Source organism: Candidatus Omnitrophota bacterium (genome assembly GCA_028715415.1).
Taxonomy (GTDB): Bacteria; Omnitrophota; Gorgyraeia; order Gygaellales; family Profunditerraquicolaceae; genus JAQURX01.
On the sequence record JAQURX010000006.1, the window covers coordinates 48,612 to 66,345 of the forward strand.

At 38.0% G+C, this 17,734-nt stretch carries 20 protein-coding genes and 2 riboswitches; all 20 genes read left to right on the forward strand.

The genetic code is table 11. The features are described 5' to 3' along the window. Nucleotides 1-8: 8 nt before the first annotated feature. The 20 genes from PHO70_03725 to PHO70_03820 all read left to right on the forward strand — a co-directional run bounded on the left by PHO70_03725 (nucleotide 9) and on the right by PHO70_03820 (nucleotide 17,725). Nucleotides 9-1,538: a xylose ABC transporter ATP-binding protein gene (locus PHO70_03725; protein ID MDD5432078.1), complete on the forward strand. Its 1,530-nt coding sequence runs from the start codon at nucleotides 9-11 to the stop codon at nucleotides 1,536-1,538. Beyond that, entirely contained in the window at nucleotides 1,525-2,676 is a 1,152-nt protein-coding gene (gene gguB / locus PHO70_03730) for a sugar ABC transporter permease (protein ID MDD5432079.1), read from the forward strand. Before PHO70_03725 ends, gguB begins: the two co-directional genes overlap by 14 nt. Nucleotides 2,677-2,690: 14 nt before the next feature. Further along, entirely contained in the window at nucleotides 2,691-3,074 is a 384-nt protein-coding gene (locus tag PHO70_03735; GenBank protein ID MDD5432080.1) for a hypothetical protein, read from the forward strand. Between the two features lie 136 nt (nucleotides 3,075-3,210). Then, nucleotides 3,211-3,597: a PilZ domain-containing protein gene (locus tag PHO70_03740; GenBank protein ID MDD5432081.1), complete on the forward strand. Its 387-nt coding sequence runs from the start codon at nucleotides 3,211-3,213 to the stop codon at nucleotides 3,595-3,597. Between the two features lie 27 nt (nucleotides 3,598-3,624). Further along, nucleotides 3,625-4,350: a hypothetical protein gene (locus PHO70_03745; protein ID MDD5432082.1), complete on the forward strand. Its 726-nt coding sequence runs from the start codon at nucleotides 3,625-3,627 to the stop codon at nucleotides 4,348-4,350. Continuing rightward, nucleotides 4,347-4,811: a DUF2062 domain-containing protein gene (locus tag PHO70_03750; protein ID MDD5432083.1), complete on the forward strand. Its 465-nt coding sequence runs from the start codon at nucleotides 4,347-4,349 to the stop codon at nucleotides 4,809-4,811. Before PHO70_03745 ends, PHO70_03750 begins: the two co-directional genes overlap by 4 nt. After that, nucleotides 4,804-5,223: a hypothetical protein gene (locus PHO70_03755; GenBank protein MDD5432084.1), complete on the forward strand. Its 420-nt coding sequence runs from the start codon at nucleotides 4,804-4,806 to the stop codon at nucleotides 5,221-5,223. The genes PHO70_03750 and PHO70_03755 overlap by 8 nt, the downstream gene beginning before the upstream one ends. A gap of 8 nt (nucleotides 5,224-5,231) precedes the next feature. Further along, the gene (locus PHO70_03760) at nucleotides 5,232-5,597 is read left to right on the forward strand and encodes a response regulator (protein ID MDD5432085.1); all 366 of its coding nucleotides are present in this window, start codon (nucleotides 5,232-5,234) and stop codon (nucleotides 5,595-5,597) included. Between the two features lie 2 nt (nucleotides 5,598-5,599). Further along, the gene (locus tag PHO70_03765) at nucleotides 5,600-6,739 is read left to right on the forward strand and encodes a PAS domain-containing sensor histidine kinase (GenBank protein ID MDD5432086.1); all 1,140 of its coding nucleotides are present in this window, start codon (nucleotides 5,600-5,602) and stop codon (nucleotides 6,737-6,739) included. 18 nt (nucleotides 6,740-6,757) lie between these two features. Then, nucleotides 6,758-7,789: a bifunctional methionine sulfoxide reductase B/A protein gene (locus PHO70_03770; GenBank protein ID MDD5432087.1), complete on the forward strand. Its 1,032-nt coding sequence runs from the start codon at nucleotides 6,758-6,760 to the stop codon at nucleotides 7,787-7,789. A gap of 2 nt (nucleotides 7,790-7,791) precedes the next feature. Further along, nucleotides 7,792-8,244 carry a hypothetical protein gene (locus PHO70_03775; protein ID MDD5432088.1) on the forward strand — a complete coding sequence of 151 codons (453 nt, stop codon included), beginning with the start codon at nucleotides 7,792-7,794 and terminating at the stop codon, nucleotides 8,242-8,244. 253 nt (nucleotides 8,245-8,497) lie between these two features. Then, nucleotides 8,498-8,712: riboswitch (cobalamin riboswitch) on the forward strand. 99 nt (nucleotides 8,713-8,811) lie between these two features. Continuing rightward, nucleotides 8,812-9,648 carry a cobalamin-binding protein gene (locus PHO70_03780; GenBank protein ID MDD5432089.1) on the forward strand — a complete coding sequence of 279 codons (837 nt, stop codon included), beginning with the start codon at nucleotides 8,812-8,814 and terminating at the stop codon, nucleotides 9,646-9,648. Continuing rightward, a complete protein-coding gene (locus tag PHO70_03785) occupies nucleotides 9,635-10,591 on the forward strand; it encodes an iron ABC transporter permease (GenBank protein MDD5432090.1) in 957 nt (318 codons plus the stop codon). The genes PHO70_03780 and PHO70_03785 overlap by 14 nt, the downstream gene beginning before the upstream one ends. A gap of 208 nt (nucleotides 10,592-10,799) precedes the next feature. Continuing rightward, on the forward strand, nucleotides 10,800-11,600 hold the full coding sequence (locus PHO70_03790; protein MDD5432091.1) for an ABC transporter ATP-binding protein: 801 nt from the start codon (nucleotides 10,800-10,802) through the stop codon (nucleotides 11,598-11,600). Then, nucleotides 11,590-12,186 carry a histidine phosphatase family protein gene (locus PHO70_03795; protein MDD5432092.1) on the forward strand — a complete coding sequence of 199 codons (597 nt, stop codon included), beginning with the start codon at nucleotides 11,590-11,592 and terminating at the stop codon, nucleotides 12,184-12,186. The genes PHO70_03790 and PHO70_03795 overlap by 11 nt, the downstream gene beginning before the upstream one ends. Before the next feature lie 6 nt (nucleotides 12,187-12,192). Then, nucleotides 12,193-12,708 carry a bifunctional adenosylcobinamide kinase/adenosylcobinamide-phosphate guanylyltransferase gene (cobU, locus tag PHO70_03800; GenBank protein MDD5432093.1) on the forward strand — a complete coding sequence of 172 codons (516 nt, stop codon included), beginning with the start codon at nucleotides 12,193-12,195 and terminating at the stop codon, nucleotides 12,706-12,708. Nucleotides 12,709-13,248: 540 nt separating this feature from the next. Next, nucleotides 13,249-14,307: a nicotinate-nucleotide--dimethylbenzimidazole phosphoribosyltransferase gene (cobT, locus tag PHO70_03805; GenBank protein ID MDD5432094.1), complete on the forward strand. Its 1,059-nt coding sequence runs from the start codon at nucleotides 13,249-13,251 to the stop codon at nucleotides 14,305-14,307. Continuing rightward, the gene (gene cobS / locus PHO70_03810) at nucleotides 14,307-15,062 is read left to right on the forward strand and encodes an adenosylcobinamide-GDP ribazoletransferase (protein ID MDD5432095.1); all 756 of its coding nucleotides are present in this window, start codon (nucleotides 14,307-14,309) and stop codon (nucleotides 15,060-15,062) included. Before cobT ends, cobS begins: the two co-directional genes overlap by 1 nt. Then, complete coding sequence (locus PHO70_03815) at nucleotides 15,050-15,724, forward strand: diphthine--ammonia ligase (protein ID MDD5432096.1); 675 nt, start codon at nucleotides 15,050-15,052, stop codon at nucleotides 15,722-15,724. Before cobS ends, PHO70_03815 begins: the two co-directional genes overlap by 13 nt. A 4-nt stretch (nucleotides 15,725-15,728) precedes the next feature. Next, nucleotides 15,729-15,873, forward strand: a riboswitch (adenosylcobalamin (AdoCbl) riboswitch). 1 nt (nucleotide 15,874) lies between these two features. After that, nucleotides 15,875-17,725 carry a TonB-dependent receptor gene (locus PHO70_03820; GenBank protein ID MDD5432097.1) on the forward strand — a complete coding sequence of 617 codons (1,851 nt, stop codon included), beginning with the start codon at nucleotides 15,875-15,877 and terminating at the stop codon, nucleotides 17,723-17,725. The last annotated feature ends 9 nt before the right edge of the window (nucleotides 17,726-17,734 follow it).

Consider the following 17,734-nt stretch of genomic DNA (forward strand, 5'->3'; position numbering starts at 1 on the left):
TTTAAAATATGAGCGAGTACATCTTAGAAATGAGGGGAATTAATAAAGATTTCCCCGGGGTAAGAGCGCTGGATAATGTTACGTTTAGCGTTCGGACCGGAGAGATCCATGCTCTTGTCGGTGAGAATGGTGCTGGGAAATCTACACTCATGAAAATTTTAAGCGGGGTGTATCCTGCTGGAACTTATGGCGGGGATATTATTATTGATGGTAAAGAGCAGTTATTTAGGGCTACCAAAGACAGTGAATCCAGAGGAGTTGCCATTATATATCAGGAACTTGCTCTTGTCAGGCAAATGAGCATTGCGGAGAATATATTTTTAGGAGATGAAATTGCAAAGTATGGAGTTATCAATTGGGATGTTTCTTATGTCAAGTCGCGCGAGGTGTTAATCCTTGTTGGGCTCAATGTAAATCCAGCGCTTCCAATTTCATATTTAGGCGTAGGTGAGCAGCAGTTAGTTGCAATTGCAAAAGCATTGTCTAAGAATGCAAAGATTCTTGTGTTGGATGAGCCAACCGCATCATTATCCGAAGGAGAAGCTGAAAAGTTATTAGGGATTTTGAAGAATTTAAAAGAAAAAGGGGTAACTTGTATTTATATTTCACACAGGTTAAAAGAAGTTTTTAATATCGCTGACCGGATTACTATTTTGCGTGATGGCAAAACAGTAGCAACGCATAATAAAACTGATCTAAATGAGAATAAATTAATTGCGTTAATGGTTGGCAGGGAGTTAACTAATATTTATCCGCGCAAGTCTCATGCTTTGGATGGAGTGCTTCTTGAAATAAAGAATTGGACAGTATTTGATCCAGCGATTAATAAAACAATCGCTGATGTTAATCTAACTTTACGAAAAGGTGAGGTATTGGGTATTACCGGCTTGGTAGGAGCAGGGCGCACAGAATTGATGATGAGCTTGTTTAATGTTTGGGGGCGTGTAATTTCCGGTAAGATCTTTCTTGAGGGTAAGCAGTTAAGATTGCGCGACGCAAGAGACGCGATAAACGCAGGGATAAGCCTTGCTTCAGAAGATAGGAAGCGTTTTGGGCTTGTGCTTGAGGAAGATGTAAAAAAGAATATTTCGCTAGCCAGCCTTGAGAGAATATCTAATCATAGCATCGTTAATCAGAATGAAGAGGTGAGGTCTGCCGAGCAATATGTAACCGAATTAAAGATCAAGACTCCTTCTATTGAGCAGAAAGCGGGAAATTTAAGCGGCGGAAATCAGCAAAAAGTTGTCATCGGCAAATGGCTGATGACGTTGCCTAAAGTATTAATACTTGATGAGCCTACCCGCGGCATTGACGTGGGGGCCAAGTCCGAAATATATAACATTATCAATGAATTAGTGGATAAGGGCGTTGGAGTCATTGTTATTTCTTCGGATCTTCCGGAGGTTTTAGGGATAAGTGACCGGGTTTTGATCATGCATGAAGGTAGGTTTAGCGGAGAGCTTATGATTGAAGAAGCAACGCAGGAAAAAATAATGTTTTTTGCTACAGGAGGAAGTTATAGCCATGGAGAAAGATAAGAAGACATATCTAAAAACGCTTTTTTCCGGAAATATCAGGCAATATACAATGCTTATAGCTCTTATTGGTATCTGGCTGATTTTTTCCGTTCTTACCAAGGGAGTTTTTATTTCTCCGCGTAATCTTTCCAATTTGTTTTTGCAGTCAGTTGCTGTGGCTATTGTTGCTGTCGGGATGACTTTTATAATTGTAACAAGAAATATTGATTTATCTGTTGGTTCTGTTGCGGCATTTACCGGAGCGGTAGCTGCTTTCTTGCAGGTAAAGCTCGGTTGGCCCACGGGATTTGCCCTACTTGCTTCGGTTTTGTCGGGTTTGCTCATCGGCGTTTGGCATGGTTTCTGGTCGGGATACCGGCTTGTTCCTTCATTTATCGTTACTTTGGCTAGTATGATGATTTTTCGCGGTGCGGTTTTAGGGATTACTAAAGGTGAAACCATCGCCCCGCTTTCCGATACTTTTAGGCTTATCGGCCAGCATTATCTTTCGCATAAGTTTAGTATTGCCGTAGGAGTATTGACAATAATTTGTTTTATAATTTATGATTTGAACCGCAGGAGGCAGAGAGTTAAATATGGTTTTGCGGTTTCTTCAATATTCCGTCAAAGCTTAAGAATATTATTTGTTGTGGCAGCGATTGTAGCATTTTTTACTATTCTTATCTCAAACCGTGGAGTTCCTTACTCAGTTTTGTTGCTTATGCTTTTAGCTTTTATCTTCCATTTTATTGCCAAGAATACAGTCTTTGGCAGGCAGCTTTATGCAATAGGAGGAAACCCTGACGCAGCTACTCTTTCAGGTGTTAATATTAATAAAAAAATCATGTTCATGTTTATGATTTTTGGAGTAATAACCGCTGTTTCAGGGATTGTTTTGACTTCTCGTCTTAACGCAGCTACAACTTCTGCCGGACAAGGCATGGAATTGGATGTGATTGCTGCAGTTGTTATCGGAGGCACAAGCCTTTTAGGCGGAGAGGGCACGGTTTTAGGTTCGGTAATTGGAGCTCTCATTATGGCCAGCCTTGATAATGGGATGAGCCTTATGGATACTGAAATTACCTACCAGTATATAATCAAGGGCATGATTCTTCTTTTGGCTGTTTGGATGGATATTGCTACAAAAAAAAGAACATAAGTTAAAGGATATATATGAAGCGAAAGCTTGGGTTTTCAATAATTTTCCTATGTTTGGCATTAGTTTTTTCTTTAAGAGCTTTAGCGCAGGAAGAAATGGCTGTTAATAGCTTGCAAAGCGAAAAGAAGCGTAAGCAAGAAGCAGTCGGGAAGCTGCGCAAAGAATTACAACAAAAGATTAAAGCCTACCAACAGGAAGAGCAGCAATTATATCATCAGGTTAAGCTGGCCATGGACAAAGTAAGTGAGTTAAAGAAAGAATTTCGTTTGATGCGCCAGAAGCATAGGCAGTATATTCTTATAGAACGCGAGAAGATCAAATTTGCTAATCAGGGGACGCGCGCAGAATTGCCTGATCCCAATAAGACATGGAAACAGCTTAATAAACAACAGCAATAAATTTTTTCTGCTTTCGGCCGATTTTTTTAGGACCCTTACGCTGTCTGCGTAAGGGTCTTTTAGAATAGATATAAAGGTGTTGCAGGGAATTTTCCTTTGGAGTAGAATAAATAGTATTGATTAAAGGAGAGCTTAAATGGCTAAAGAGGTAAGAGAGCGTAGAAAATACCCAAGGGCTAGTTTAAAATATAAGATAAATATTATCTGCGAAGGAACGGTTGTTTCAGGCAGGCCGAAGGATTACATATTCCATGCTTATACCGAGAATTTGAGCGAAGGGGGCATAAGGGTAATCTTAGAAAAGGAATTAAGCAAAGCTTCTATAGTAAGGTTAGAATTATTTATTACAAGTAAAAAGACTGCTCCGATTGTTTCGGATGGGCTTGTAATATGGACTAAAAAAGTAAATCCTGATGGCACTAAACCGGATTTATTTAATACAGGCATACAGTTTATTGGCCTTGGTGAGATTGAGCAGAAGATTATACGTGGAGTAGTCCAGCATTGCCTTCAGCAGGAATGAATTCTTTAATAAATAATAAGAGGTATAATGAAAGTGTATAGGGATTTTAAGAATGGTTATTCTTTGAAGCATATTTTTTCTTTGTTGGTATTTTTTTGCTTCTTCTGTTTAAGAAATATTCCTGCCGCAGAGGTCCCTTTAGAAAAGATTATTTATGATATCAGTCCTATTGGCTATTCTGATTATCAAGATTTTGGTTTGGTGCCTTTTAGTGGCAGCAAAGCCAATCTGGTAATATTTAAAACAAGTGTTGCTGGTTTTGATGATACGGAGAGGATTTACAGCCATGCGGTTTCCGGGTTGCCTCTTAAGGTTGAGCGGGACGTTTCTATGTGGTTTCATAAGGAAAATATAGTAGAAGATTATTCTCCTAGTGATAATAAGGTAGAAATAACGAAATTTGAAAGCGGCAAGGAAACCGAAAAACATATATTTAAGAGTGATAGCGGGCCTATTAATAACGGTGTTTTGCTCCCGTTTTCTCTGCGTAAAGTGCCTAATCTTAAGATAGGCTGGTCAACTGAGATTAGGCTTCCTGAAAAATTTACAGTAAAGCTTGTTTCTAAGGAGGAAATTGAAGTTCCCGCTGGAAAATTTAAAACACTGTATTTTACAAGTACTCCGCATAAATTTGATATCTGGATCAGCGATGATGATTTGCGTCTTCCTGTAAAAATCCGCGGGGATGGGGTCTTTTCGTATACTCTGTCCATGAAAGAACGCATTACAGAATCAAAGAAAGAAAACAATTGAAGTGGAAGATTAAGAAGGTTTTAGTTAAGTTACTGCGGTTAAATAACACCCCGCATGAAATTGCACTCGGAGTTGCGCTTGGAGTTTTTATCGCAATAATGCCGCTTTATGGCTTGCATACGGTAATGGTTGTTATCGCGGCAATCCTTGTCAAGAAATCTAACAAAATTGCGATTTTGCTTGGGACGAATATTTCTCTTCCTCCAACAGTTCCTTTTATTACTTGGGCAGGGTATGAGATTGGGAAGTTTATTTTAAGAGACGACTTGCCTTCCTTGGCATGGTCTGATTTTAAGGGCATTACTTTCAAAAAAATAGCCGATCTTTATCCGCCTTTATTTTTAGGTAGCATAGTCTTAGGATTGGTTTGCGCGGTGATTTTTTATTTTCTGACTTATTTTATCATTAAAAGCGTTATGAAAAGAAGATACAACAAAAAACAAGGAGGGTTGAATGGGTAGGTTTATTAGTACGCTGGGAGTATTATTTGTTTTGTCCTGTATGTTCAATTGTTCAGCTTATTCGCAGGAAGTTCTAGTTGTGCCAAACTCTGCGGTAAGTATGCAAAAGGCAGCAACCAAATCGGTTGATGTTAATAAAGACGGTAAACCTGATATTGTGTATCATAGCTCTGATGGCAAGAAGATTGATAAAATAGAAGCTGATACCAATTACGATGGGAAGGTTGATGTAGTAGTCAATGTTTTTGAAGGAAAGTTCATGTCAGCTGATGTTGATGAGAACCACGATGGAAAGATGGATAAAAAAATCACCAAAGAGAGCGAATACGTGCAATGGCTGAATAAAAATAATTCTGATTTTTCTGATTCATTGTACCGGCCGAATTGGGAATTTGGAATGGTTACTTTCTAGGTTTTTATATGAAGACAATACTGGTTGCAGAAGATGACCCGATTAATATGCAGCTAACCTCTGATTATCTCCAGTTTAACGGGTTTAATGTTTTAAAATGCTCAGATGGCAAGGATGCCTTGGAGGCTCTAAAACAAACTACTCCAGACCTTATAATCCTTGATATGAATATGCCTGGATTAAACGGGTTTGAAGTTTTTAAATTGATTAAGCAGGATAACTCGTTAAAGGGTATTAAGGTTGTTGCAGTTTCCGCTTCGGTAATGAAAGAAGATGAGAAAAAAGTAAGGCTTGCAGGTTTTGATGATTTTATTCCGAAGCCTTATGATTTAAAGAGTTTCCTTGTTAAAATTAAAAATCTCTCCGGAGAGTAATCATGTGGGGAAATCAAAAAAGTAAATTGCAAATTGAAAAGGACTATCGTACCCTTGTTGAGGACGCGAATAGCATTATTTTGCGAATGGACGTGAAAGGAAATATTACTTTCTTTAATAATTTTGCGCAGAAATTCTTCGGGTTTAAAGAAGAAGATATCTTGGGGAAAAACGTGATAGGTTCGATTGTCCCTTTGAAGGATACATCCGGGCAGGACCTTACAAAAATGATTGACGATATAATGATCCATCCTGAGCGCTACGTTAATAACGAGAATGAAAATATGCTTTCAAACGGCAGCCGGGTTTGGATTGCTTGGACTAATAGGGCTATTGTTGATAGTAATAAGCGCCTTAAAGAAATACTCTGCATTGGAAATGATATTACGAGGCTTAAAGAGGCAGAGGTAGAAATATTAAACGCGAAAGAAGCAGCAGAGGCGGCAAATAAGACAAAGAGCGCATTTTTAGCGAATATGTCGCACGAATTAAGGACCCCGCTTAATGGGGTAATCGGTTTTTCAGAAATGATGAAGGATCAGGTGATCGGCCCGGTTAATGAAAAACAGAAGGAGTATCTTGGTTTAATTAACGAGAGTGGCAAGCATCTTCTTTCTTTGATAAACGATATTCTTGATTTGTCTAAAGTTGAAGCAGGCAAGATGGAGCTGGATTTAAGTGAATTTGATTTAAAAGAGCTTCTCAAGAACAGTTCTCTATTTGTAAAAGATAAAATGAGGGAGCATCAGATTAATTTTTCTGAAACCATTAATGATGATATCGGATTAATTGTTGCTGATGAGAGGAAAATTAAGCAAATAATATTCAATCTTTTCTCCAATGCATTGAAGTTTACTCCGGATGGGCGCAATATTGGTATTGAAGCCAAAAAGACCAATGAGAATGAAGTCTTAGCTTGTGTATGGGATAATGGTATAGGCATTGAAGAAAAAGACAAGAAAAAAGTTTTCTCGGAATTTGAGCAGATAGACAGTGAATATTCACGTAAATATTCTGGAACCGGTTTAGGTATGCCTTTAAGCAAAAAGTTCGTTGAGATGCATGGTGGAAAGATGTGGTTTGAGAGTGAAGGTAAAGACAAAGGAACAAAGTTTTATTTTACCCTGCCAGTTAAAAAATAAAAACAAGGAGTTGTAAAAATGAATAATAAAGTCGTGAAAACCGCTTTATTACTGCTTGTTTTTTTATTAGGAGGGCATATGAAAGATTTTGCTAAAGATATAGAGAAGGTTAAAATCTTTGATGCCGCAACGGGAGAGGTTAGAGAGGTTGAGAAAGTCGTGAAAACTGATGCTGAATGGAGGAAGATTTTAACTCCTGAGCAGTTTAAAATTACGAGGCTTAAAGAGACAGAAAAGCCCTTTAGTGGCACTTGCCCGATTCCTAAAAAGGGCGAAGAAGGGGTGTATCAGTGTGTTTGTTGCGGGACGGATTTATTTAAAGTGGGTTCAAAATTTGAATCTGGTACTGGTTGGCCTTCTTTCTGGGAAGTGGTTTCAGATTTAAATGTCAAAACACAATCCGATGATAGTTTTGGTATGCATAGGGTTGAAGTTTTATGTGCAAGATGCGATGCACATTTAGGCCATGTTTTTGATGATGGGCCTCCTCCAACAGGTAAGCGTTATTGTATTAATTCGGTTGCCCTTAAGTTTAAAAAAATAGATAAACACAAAGCCGATAAAACGGAATTAGCTACATTTGCAGCTGGTTGTTTTTGGGGAGTAGAAGCGTCTTTTAGGGGAGTAAATGGAGTTAAGGAAGTAATTTCCGGATATACAGGAGGAAAATTAAGAAATCCTACCTATGAAGATGTGTGCACTAATAAAACCGGGCATGCGGAGTCGGTGCAGATAGAATACAATCCTAAGGTTGTTTCATATGAGGATTTGTTGAATGTTTTTTGGAGTATACACGATCCAACTACTCTTAATAAGCAAGGCCCGGACATCGGCAGCCAGTATCGTTCGGTGATTTTTTATCATACCCCGGAGCAGGAAAAATTAGCAAAGGAAGCTAAGAAAAAACTTGAAGAATCAAAGAAATTTAAAGGTAGGATTGTGACTGAAATTATTCCCGCTGGCGATTTTTTCAAAGCAGAAGAATATCACCAGCGTTATTATGAAAAACACGGATTAAAACCAGCTTGTCAATTACCCACAAAGAGGTAGGAATGAAAAAACTAACTATTCTTTTATTATTATTGCTCGTTGTGTTAAACGCGCCTATTTGTGCGCAATCATTGGATGATAGCCGAATGAAAACAATATTAGGTGTAGTAGTTGACCCTAAATTACTTTATCCGGTTAATGATGAAGTTGACCTTACGGATAAAGATTTCCTGGAGTTTCATTGGGCTATGTACGCTACGGATTTAGTGAACAGGCGGCATTCAGTATTTAGGTTATACGAAGGAGAAGATGCTAAGGAGATAAATTTGATTTTTCAAAAAAGGCTGCCACCTAACATTACAAAGATAAAGATTGATACAGCTTTACTTGATGATGCAAAGACGTATACTTGGTCTGTTGAGCAGTTTTATTTAAAAGATCAGGGACGAGGAACTGCCTCTGCATTTTTTAAAGTAACAAAGAAGAAGATAGAAAAGAGCTCTTATGAATATTAAAGATAAGTAAATAAAAGTAATAATAAGTAAGTTATGATTAAAATATATTATTATAAAAGTAAAATAAAGTAAGTTTGAGTAAGTAGAAATTTAAAGAATAGGTAGTTTAAAGTAAGTTTGAGTAAATCTAGTGATACATAAGTATATGAAAATAGGTAACTATGAGTAAGTTTGAGTAAGTATTGAAAACTAGCGAAATGCAGATTAGGAATTATAATTTGATTTCTACCGTTAAATAAACATTGACAAGTTTTTCTTAAGCTGATAAAGTAGCAATTGACAACTTGAGATTATAGGACAAGGGAAATCAGTAAATGCTGATGCGGTCCCGCCGCTGTAACCTAAGTACTTTTTGAAAGAAAAGTAAACTTTTGGCAAGAGATAAAGCCACTGTCAAAAAATTTGATGGGAAGGTAAGCCAAAAGTGTTTAGGAAGCCAGAAGACCTGCCTATAAAAAAGTAACTCCTCGTGGAAAGGGCTAAGAATAATATTAGGGTGAAGCCTTTGATGACAAATTTAGTCGTCAGAGGCTTTCTTTTTTAAGAGCACAACTCATTAGGTTTATTATGAAGAAGCTATTAATATTATTGATTCCGTTGGTTTTTTTAGTATCAAAGGCACAAGCTGGAGAAAGATATATTTCTCTAGCGCCTTCAACAACAGAAATTCTTTTTGCGCTTGGCCTTGAATCAGAAATCGTTGGAGTAAGCACTTTTTGCAATTATCCTCCGGAGGCTAAGAATAAAGAAAAGGTAGGAGATTTTAGTTATCCTAATCTGGAAAAAATAGCTTCTTTAAATCCGGATTATGTTTTTTGCACCGGATTAGAACAGGCACCGGTTATTAATGAATTAAAAAGGCTAAAATTAAATTTTTATGTTGCTGATCCGGTAAATATTCAGGAGCTTTTTGAAACGATTAACGATATCGGTAAAATTACGGGAAAGCATAATGAAGCAGCTAAGCTGATTGAGAAAATGAAATCTGAAGTTGATGGGGTGATTGCTCAATCAAAGAATATCCCGCAGGAAAAGAGGCTCGGAGTTTTTGTTGAGATTTGGCATGAACCGCTTATGACCGCGGGGAAAGGCTCCTTAGTTGACGAATTAATTACGCTTGCAGGTGGAATTAATATTGCGCATGATGTACCGCGGCCATATTGTATTTTTAGTGCTGAGAAAGTAATTAGTTTTAATCCCCAATGCATTATATTGGCTTACATGGATAAAGAATCCCCGATAAAACTTGTTGAATCGCGGTTTGGCTGGAAGAATATAGATGCTGTTAAGAATAAAAGAGTGTTTAATGACATTGACCCAGATTTATTCCTGCGGCCCGGCCCAAGGATTACTATTGGCTTAAAAGCTTTGTTTAATAAATTATATCCCAATGAAAAAAATTAAATTAAAATTCAGCATTATTTTCTTGTTTCTAATATTGGTTATTGTAATTATCCTTGGTTTAGTTAAAGGCGCGGTGGATATCCCGTTAACCAAGTTATTGTTTAAGGAGAATCAAGCTATTTTGAACATGCGTTTATTGCGGGTTTTAACAGCGCTTCTTGTGGGAAGCGGACTTGCTGTCTCGGGGATTGCTTTACAGGCAGTTTTAAGGAACCCTTTGGCAGAGCCATATCTGTTGGGCACTTCAAGTGGAGCGGGCCTTGCTGCAGTGATTGCGGTTATTTTGGGGATTTCAAGAATCTATATGCCTTTAGCTGCTTTTTTGGGGGCAGTTGTAAGTATAGTAATTGTCTATAATCTGGCAAGCGAAGGCAAGAGAATCTCCAGCAATTCTTTAATCCTTTCCGGAGTGATTATCTCTATAGCATTTTCCGCGGTTATCGTTTTTCTTGTTTCAATATTCGGTAATGAGGCTATGCATGAGGTGTCTTGGTGGCTCTGGGGAAGTTTACAGGTCTATGATTATAAATTAATCCTTTTAGTTTCTTTTCCGGTGTTATTGGGGATAGCTGCGATTTACTTCTTTGCTCAGGATTTAAACGCAATCAGCATGGGCGAAGAAGAGGCAATGCATCTTGGTATAGATGCGCAAAATATAAAGAAGATTTTAATTTTGATAACTGCTTTGATAACTGCAAGCTTGATTTGTATATGCGGGATTATCGGTTTTGTTGGTTTGATTGTCCCCCATATGATGCGTAGGGTTGTTGGGCCTAATCATAAGGTGCTTATCCCGATTACTTGTTTGGCTGCGGCGATTTTTATGGTTGTCTGCGACCTTTTGTCGCGGACTATTTTTGCTCCGATTGAAATTCCTATAGGAGTTATTACTGCTATCATCGGGACGCCTGTATTTGTTGTTTTGTTGAAGAAGAGAGTTTAATATTCATCTTAATGTTTCGGCATTTTTGCTGTAGGCGCATTAGAAAATTTTTGGCACAGCTATTAACATTAGTGCGCAAGGATTTACGAGCAGCGAAGGACAGCTATATAAGAACGCTAAGCCGTAGCGACGAAGTAAACCGCAGCGCACGGCAAAAATTTTCAGCGCCGGAAGCGAAAATGCCGAAACACAACATCAGTTTAATATTATGGAATCTTTATTAAAAATTAAGAATCTTACCGGTGGATATTACAAAGAAGATATTGTCAGGGATATATCTTTGGAAGTTAACCGCCGTGATTTTGTAGGGATTATCGGGCCGAACGGAAGCGGGAAGACTACGCTTCTTAGGTTTGCAACAAGGATTCTGGCTCCAAGAAGCGGAGAGATTACTTTTGAAGATAAAAACATCTTTGATATGAATTTAAAGGAATTCTGTCAAAAGGTCGCATTTGTTTCTCAGGATATTCCCATTGATTTCTCTTATAGCGTAATGGAGTTTGTGCTGATGGGAAGAATCCCGCATTTGCAACGCCTGCAGTTTGAGACAAAAAAAGATTTTGAGATTGTTCAAAACGCCCTTGAATTAACTGATGCGGTTTATTTGAAAGATAAAAGAATTGATGAGTTAAGTTCAGGAGAACGCCAGCGTTTAATTATCGCAAGAGCGCTTGCGCAAGAACCAACCCTTTTATTCCTGGATGAGCCGACATCGCATCTGGATATTGGACATCAGATACAGGTGTTAGATCTTTTAAAGAGGCTCAACCAGAAAAACAATTTAACAATTATAATTGTTTTGCATGATCTTAATCTTGCAAGTGCATATTGTAACCGTATTGTTCTGCTTGATAGCGGCAAAACTTTTAAAATTGGTCCTCCCGAAGAAGTGTTAACTTATCAGAATATCGAAGCAGTTTATAAAACAGTGGTTTTGGTAAACGATAACCCTTTGACACATAAACCAAATGTTGTTTTGGTGCCGGGAGATGTTAAACGTGGCAACTAAAATAGTCTTAATTAGGCACGGTGTCACCAGATGGAATAAAGAAAAGCGTTATTGTGGGTGTATGGATATAGGTTTGAGCAAAGAAGGCAAAGCTCAGGCTGAAAAATTAAAAAAGCATCTTTCCGGAAATAAATTCCATAAAATATATTCCAGTGACCGAAAACGCGCACTTCAAACCGCAAAGATAATCTTTAAAGGTTTAAAGCTTATACAAGTTAAGGGTTTGCGCGAAATGAGCTTTGGCGTCATGGAGGGGTTAAGGCATGATGATATTCTAAAGAAGTATCCAAAAGAATACAGCCGTTGGTTAGAGAATCCTTTTAAATATAATATTCCTAAAGCAGAAGCACTGGTTGATTTCAAAAAAAGGGTAAACTGTGCTATTAGAAAGATTGTTGATTCTAACCGGGGGAAGACTGTTGCTGTTGTTTGTCACGGAGGAGCAATCGGAATATTTGTTACAGGAATCCTAAAGAAGAAAGATTTTTGGCGCCATGTCCCCAAGACTACTAGTGTTACCATTGTTGAATTTATGAAAAATAAACCAAAGATAAAATTATTTAATGCTGCAAGCCATTTGGAGTAATTAATAATGAGCAAAATTATTTTAATTTTAGGCGGGGCAAGGAGCGGAAAGAGCTCTTATGCTGTGAGTTTAGCGAAAAAGTTTAAAAAGATAGCTTTTGTTGCTACATGCGAAGGATTGGATAGGGAAATGAGAAAACGCATTGAGCTGCATAAGAAAGATAGGCCTAAAAATTGGAAGACTTATGAAGAGCCAAGAAATGTTTCAGAAGCAATAAAGAAAATTGACAATTCATTCGATTGTATCCTTATAGATTGCTTGACGCTTTTAGTTTCAAATTTAGTTTTAAATAAATTTAATCAGGAAAAAATCATTAAAGCAATTCAGGAGATGTTGGTTGATTTAAAGAAAAAGAAAGCAACTGTGATAATTGTTTCCAATGAAGTCGGATTAGGAATTGTCCCTGCAACTAAATTAGGAAGAGAGTTTCGTGATATAGCCGGCAGGGTTAATCAGGTTGTAGCAAAAGAAGCTGACAAAGTGTTCTTTACGGTTTCCGGAATAGCAACATGTATTAAATGAATCTGCCGTCTTTAAAGCTTGAATTTTAGTGTTTGCTTTCGGCGCTGAAAATTTTTGCCGTGTGTTCTTTAATGAATCTGTCGTTTTTCTCGCTCAGGTCGATTTTTTAACGGCAAAGGTCTCTCGTATTTTGGCGGCTGCTGAACTCGTCGCATTTGCTCTAGCAAATGCTCCTCGGACAGCATCGCCGTCCCGATATTGTCCCGCCCTGTCGGTCGGGACATCGGGATTCCCAAAATACTCGAGCATGCTTTGCCTAAAATCGACATTCGCTCGAATAAGCGACAGATTCATTTATAATAGTAAGAGTTTCAGCAGATGGCTTGGCTTTTGTTTTATCGGGGCCTCCGAGGATGCCGAGCGGGCACGGATGCCCAGCTAAATAGAAAGTAGGCAGAGCGAGGCACCGCAGGGGAGCGAAATTTTGCCTCGCAGGGGCAAAATAAGCGTCCCCGAGAAAACAAAAGACAAGACAGACGCGTAAGAAATAAGTTGAATTAATCAAGAAGAATAATAAATAGTCAAAATATAGGAGATTAAATGAAGGTAATTAATGAGATAATTTCAAATATAAGCGGTATTGATCAAGAGTTGGTCAAGAAGACTCAAGCGAGATTAGATAACCTAACTAAGCCTCTTGGAAGCTTAGGCAGGTTAGAAGAATTAGCAAAACAGATTTGCGGGATTACAGGTAAGGATTATCCGGTATTGGGGAATAAAGTTATTTTTACTCTTGCTGCTGATCATGGAGTTACTGATGAGGGAGTAAGCGCGTATCCAAAAGAAGTTACGGCACAGATGGTTTACAATTTTCTTGCAAATGGAGCAGCAATAAATGTTTTGGCAAACCATGTTGGTGCCCGCGTTGTGGTAGCTGATGTTGGAGTTGTAAGTGAGCTTAAGCCAAACCCAAGGTTACTAATTAAGAAAGTAAATAATGGCACTAAGAATATGGCAAAAGGCCCTGCTATGACAAAAGAAGAGGCGATCAAAGCAATAACTACCGGAATAGGAATATTTGAAGATGAATTTAAGCGCGGAGCAGACATAGTTGGAACAGGCGAGATGGGGATAGGGAACACTACGGCAGCAAGTGCAATTACTGCTTGTTTTATAAAGCAGTCGATTGAAGAGATAACAGGCCGTGGTGCGGGCTTAGATGATAAAGGGTTAAAAAATAAAGTTGAAATCATTAAAAAAGCGCTTTTAGTAAACAAGCCTGATTCCAGTGACGCAATTGATGTTTTATCAAAGGTAGGAGGTTTTGAGATTGGAGGGCTTGTAGGAATAATTCTCGCTGCTTCTTCTAAAAAGATACCGATAGTAATTGATGGGTTTATTTCGGGAGCTGCCGCACTTATTGCTTATAAGCTTGAGCCTAAAGTTAAAGATTATATGATAGCTGCGCATAAATCAGTTGAAGGGGGGCATAGGTTTATTCTGGATTATATCGGATTAAAACCTCTCATTGATTTGGATTTAAGGTTAGGCGAGGGAACCGGAGGGGCGCTTGGTATAGGATTAGCTGATGCTGCAATCAAGATCCTTACTCAAATGGCGACCTTTGAAAGCGCTAATGTTTCCGAAAGGGGTAAGTAATGAGTAGATTTTTATTAGCTTTACAGTTTTTGACTATTTTCCCCATAAAGATCAAAAGTGTTTCTGTGAAAAAACTGTCAGGGTCTCTTATTTATTTCCCGGTTGTAGGTTTAGTAATCGGATTGATGCTTGCGGCGTTATATACTCTGTTGATTAATTTAGATTTTACTTCATTTGCAACAAGTGTTATCACAGTGATTGCGCTAATTATTATTACCGGAGGAATGCATTTTGATGGCCTTGCTGATACTTTTGATGCTTTATTAAGCGTAAGATCAAAGGAAGAAATGTTGCGTATTATGCGTGATCCTCATATTGGAGTTATGGGGGTGTTAAGTATTATAAGTATTGTTATTCTAAAGATCGGATTGTTATCTTCAATTGATGTTGAAAATACAATCAAAGCTATTATTTTGATGTGTGCACTTGGCAGGTGGTCGGCAGTATTCCTCATGTTTAATTTTCCATATGCGCGCAGTGAAGGGAAAGCAAAAGTTTTTATTGATGGGATGAATTTAAATATCTTTACGCTTTCTGCAGCTATAGTTATTTTAATTTCCGCGGCAATCTGGCAGGCAAAAGGATTATTAATTTTATTAGTTATGACAGGGGTTGTCTATTTATTCGGCTTGCTGACTAAGAAAAAAATAGGAGGAATTACCGGAGATACATTAGGCGCTGGGATTGAATTGGCTGAGTGCGCCATTTTATTTAGTTTTATAATATTGGAAAGGAATTGCCAATGGATAAATTAACAGCAATATCGTCTTGGAGCGGGGGAAAGGATAGTTGTTTAGCTTGTTATAAAGCAATTAAACAAGGCTACAAGATAAAGTGCCTCCTTAATTTTATCTCACGGGAATCCCAGCGTGGCTGTTTTCATGGGATTGAAGGAAGGCTTCTTAAGCATCAGGCGGATTTGGTGGGGATTCCTTTGGTGCAAAAAGAAGTTAGCCCTGACATGAAAGAATATGAGGAAGAATTTAAAGAGGCGGTTAATGATATAAGAGGAAGTGAAATTGCCTCAATGGTATTCGGGGATATCTATCTTCTTGAACATGAGAGTTGGGTGGAGCGTGTTTGTGGAGATTTAAAAATTAATGCTGTTGAGCCGTTATGGGAAAATAATCCCGAGAAAATAATTGATGAATTTTTGGATGCTGGGTTTAAGGCGGTTATTGTAAGTTGTAAAGCGGATATCATGGGAAAAGAATTCCTTGGCCGCCAAATTGATAAAAAACTAGTTGAGGAATTAAAAAAGAAAGGAGCGTGCCCTTGTGGTGAGAATGGGGAATATCATACATTAGTAATTGACGGGCCTATATTTAAAAAGCCAATTGAAATAGTTGAGGCCCAACCAATTTTAAAAGAAGGGTTTTGGAAACACTGGTTTTTGGATATTAAAAAATTCAATTAACTTTTTTTGAGAAGAAAAGCCGGATAGATGAAGGAAGTCTTGGTGTAAGCCCAAGCGCTGTCGCGCAACGGTAAATCTCTTTTAGGGATAAGCCCGGTCGATCATCTATCATAAGGAAAGTACTCTCGCATGAAGAGAAAGGATTTAAGAATGAAAAAATATTTAATAGCGCTGGTAGTGTCTTGCATTTTATCCCTCCCTGGTTATCTAAAGGCAGAAGATGTTAATCTAAATAAGATTGTTGTAACTGCTTCAAGGATTGAAGAGTCTTCCGGAGATATCGGACGCACTATTGATGTGGTCACTTCAAAGGATATAGAAAAAAGCGGGTCGCAAGACTTGGCAGACGCCATTACTAACCTTACTTCTGTTGATATAAGTAATTATGGCGGGCCTAATGCTACAAAGACAATTAGGATGCGAGGATCTACTGGTGCCCAGGTCCTAGTTTTGATGGACGGCAGGCCGATAAATAATCCTAGGGATGGCGAAGTTGATTTTTCAACTATACCATTAGACAATGTATCCAGGGTTGAGGTCATGCATGGCCCCGGTTCAAGCCTATACGGAAGTTCTGCTATGGGAGGAGTGGTTAATATTATTACTAAGAATCCGCCTAGAGAAGGGCAGAAGGCTGAAATTTACTCTAGTTTTGGCACCCGCCGGACGTATATTGAACGTATGCTTTATGGGGCAAAGGCTCCAAAATTAGGCTTTCTTATCAGTGGAGGCTATCAAAGCTCTGAGGGTTTCCGTGAGAATTCCACGCTTAATGCCAAAGATTGCAATCTTAAATTAGGGTATGATTTAAACAGTGAAAATAATTTAAGCCTGAATTCCGGTTTTTATAAAAGCAGGGTGGGTGTGCCCTATAAGGTTTCTACTCCTGATTTAGAAGATAAGCAAAATACCTTGAATCGTTTTTTTGATTTTAGCTGGAATTTTAAGCCTGATACCAAGACTACTTTATTAGCTAAGGTTTATCAGAATTATGATAGATTGGAATTTTTGGATTTTTCATCAGGCTATAGCAATAAAAGTATCCATGGAACCACGGTAAGAGGGGGAGACTTACAGTTTGAAAAACAATTATTAGATTTATACCGTTTGGTCTGCGGGTTTAATTATGTCAAGAATATGAATGATAGTACTGCCACTGCAAAACATAAATATGATGTTACGGCAGGGTATTTGCAGAACCATTTTGATCTTTTTGATAAACTAAAGATTAATTTGGGTGCCAGAATAGATAATTATTCTAACTTTGGCACGCAATTTAACCCTAACCTCGATTTTCTTTATACCTTAAACGAAGCTATAAAACTGCATGGTTTAGTAAGCCGTTCATTCCGCGCCCCCACTTTTAATGATTTATATTGGCCAAGGACAGATTACTATTACTATGGGTTTTGGGTTGGAGGAGAGGAAGGAGACCCGAATTTAAAGCCGGAAAAAGGGGTAACTGAAGAACTCGGGGTTGAAACAAAATTAAATAAATATATCACTTCGGGTTTGACTTATTACCATAGCGATTATGACCAACTTATCCAGTGGTCAGATGATGGAAGCGGAATGTGGAGGCCACAGAATGTAAGCTCTGCTTCAATCAATGGTATAGAATTTGAAAACTTGGTAGATATTTCTGATAAGTTTGGATTGGGTATTAATTATACATTTTTAATGGCAAGAGATAAGAAAACCCATAAGTACCTTGTCTACCAGCCAGAGAATAAAATTGACTCTTCTTTGAAGTATAATGACCATAATGGGCTGACTGCTGAACTAAAGAGCCAATTTACAGGCGTGAGATTTAATGATGCTAACAATACAGGTAAGGTAAAGAGTTTTTTTGTTTTGGGGCTAAATGTATCAAAGAAGTTTAAGTCAGGCTTAACTTATTTTGCATACATAGATAATCTTTTAAACCGTAAATATCAGGTTCAATCTGGTTTTCCTATGCCCGGATTTTCCTTTACTGGTGGGGTTAAAGCCGAATTTTAGAAATAAATA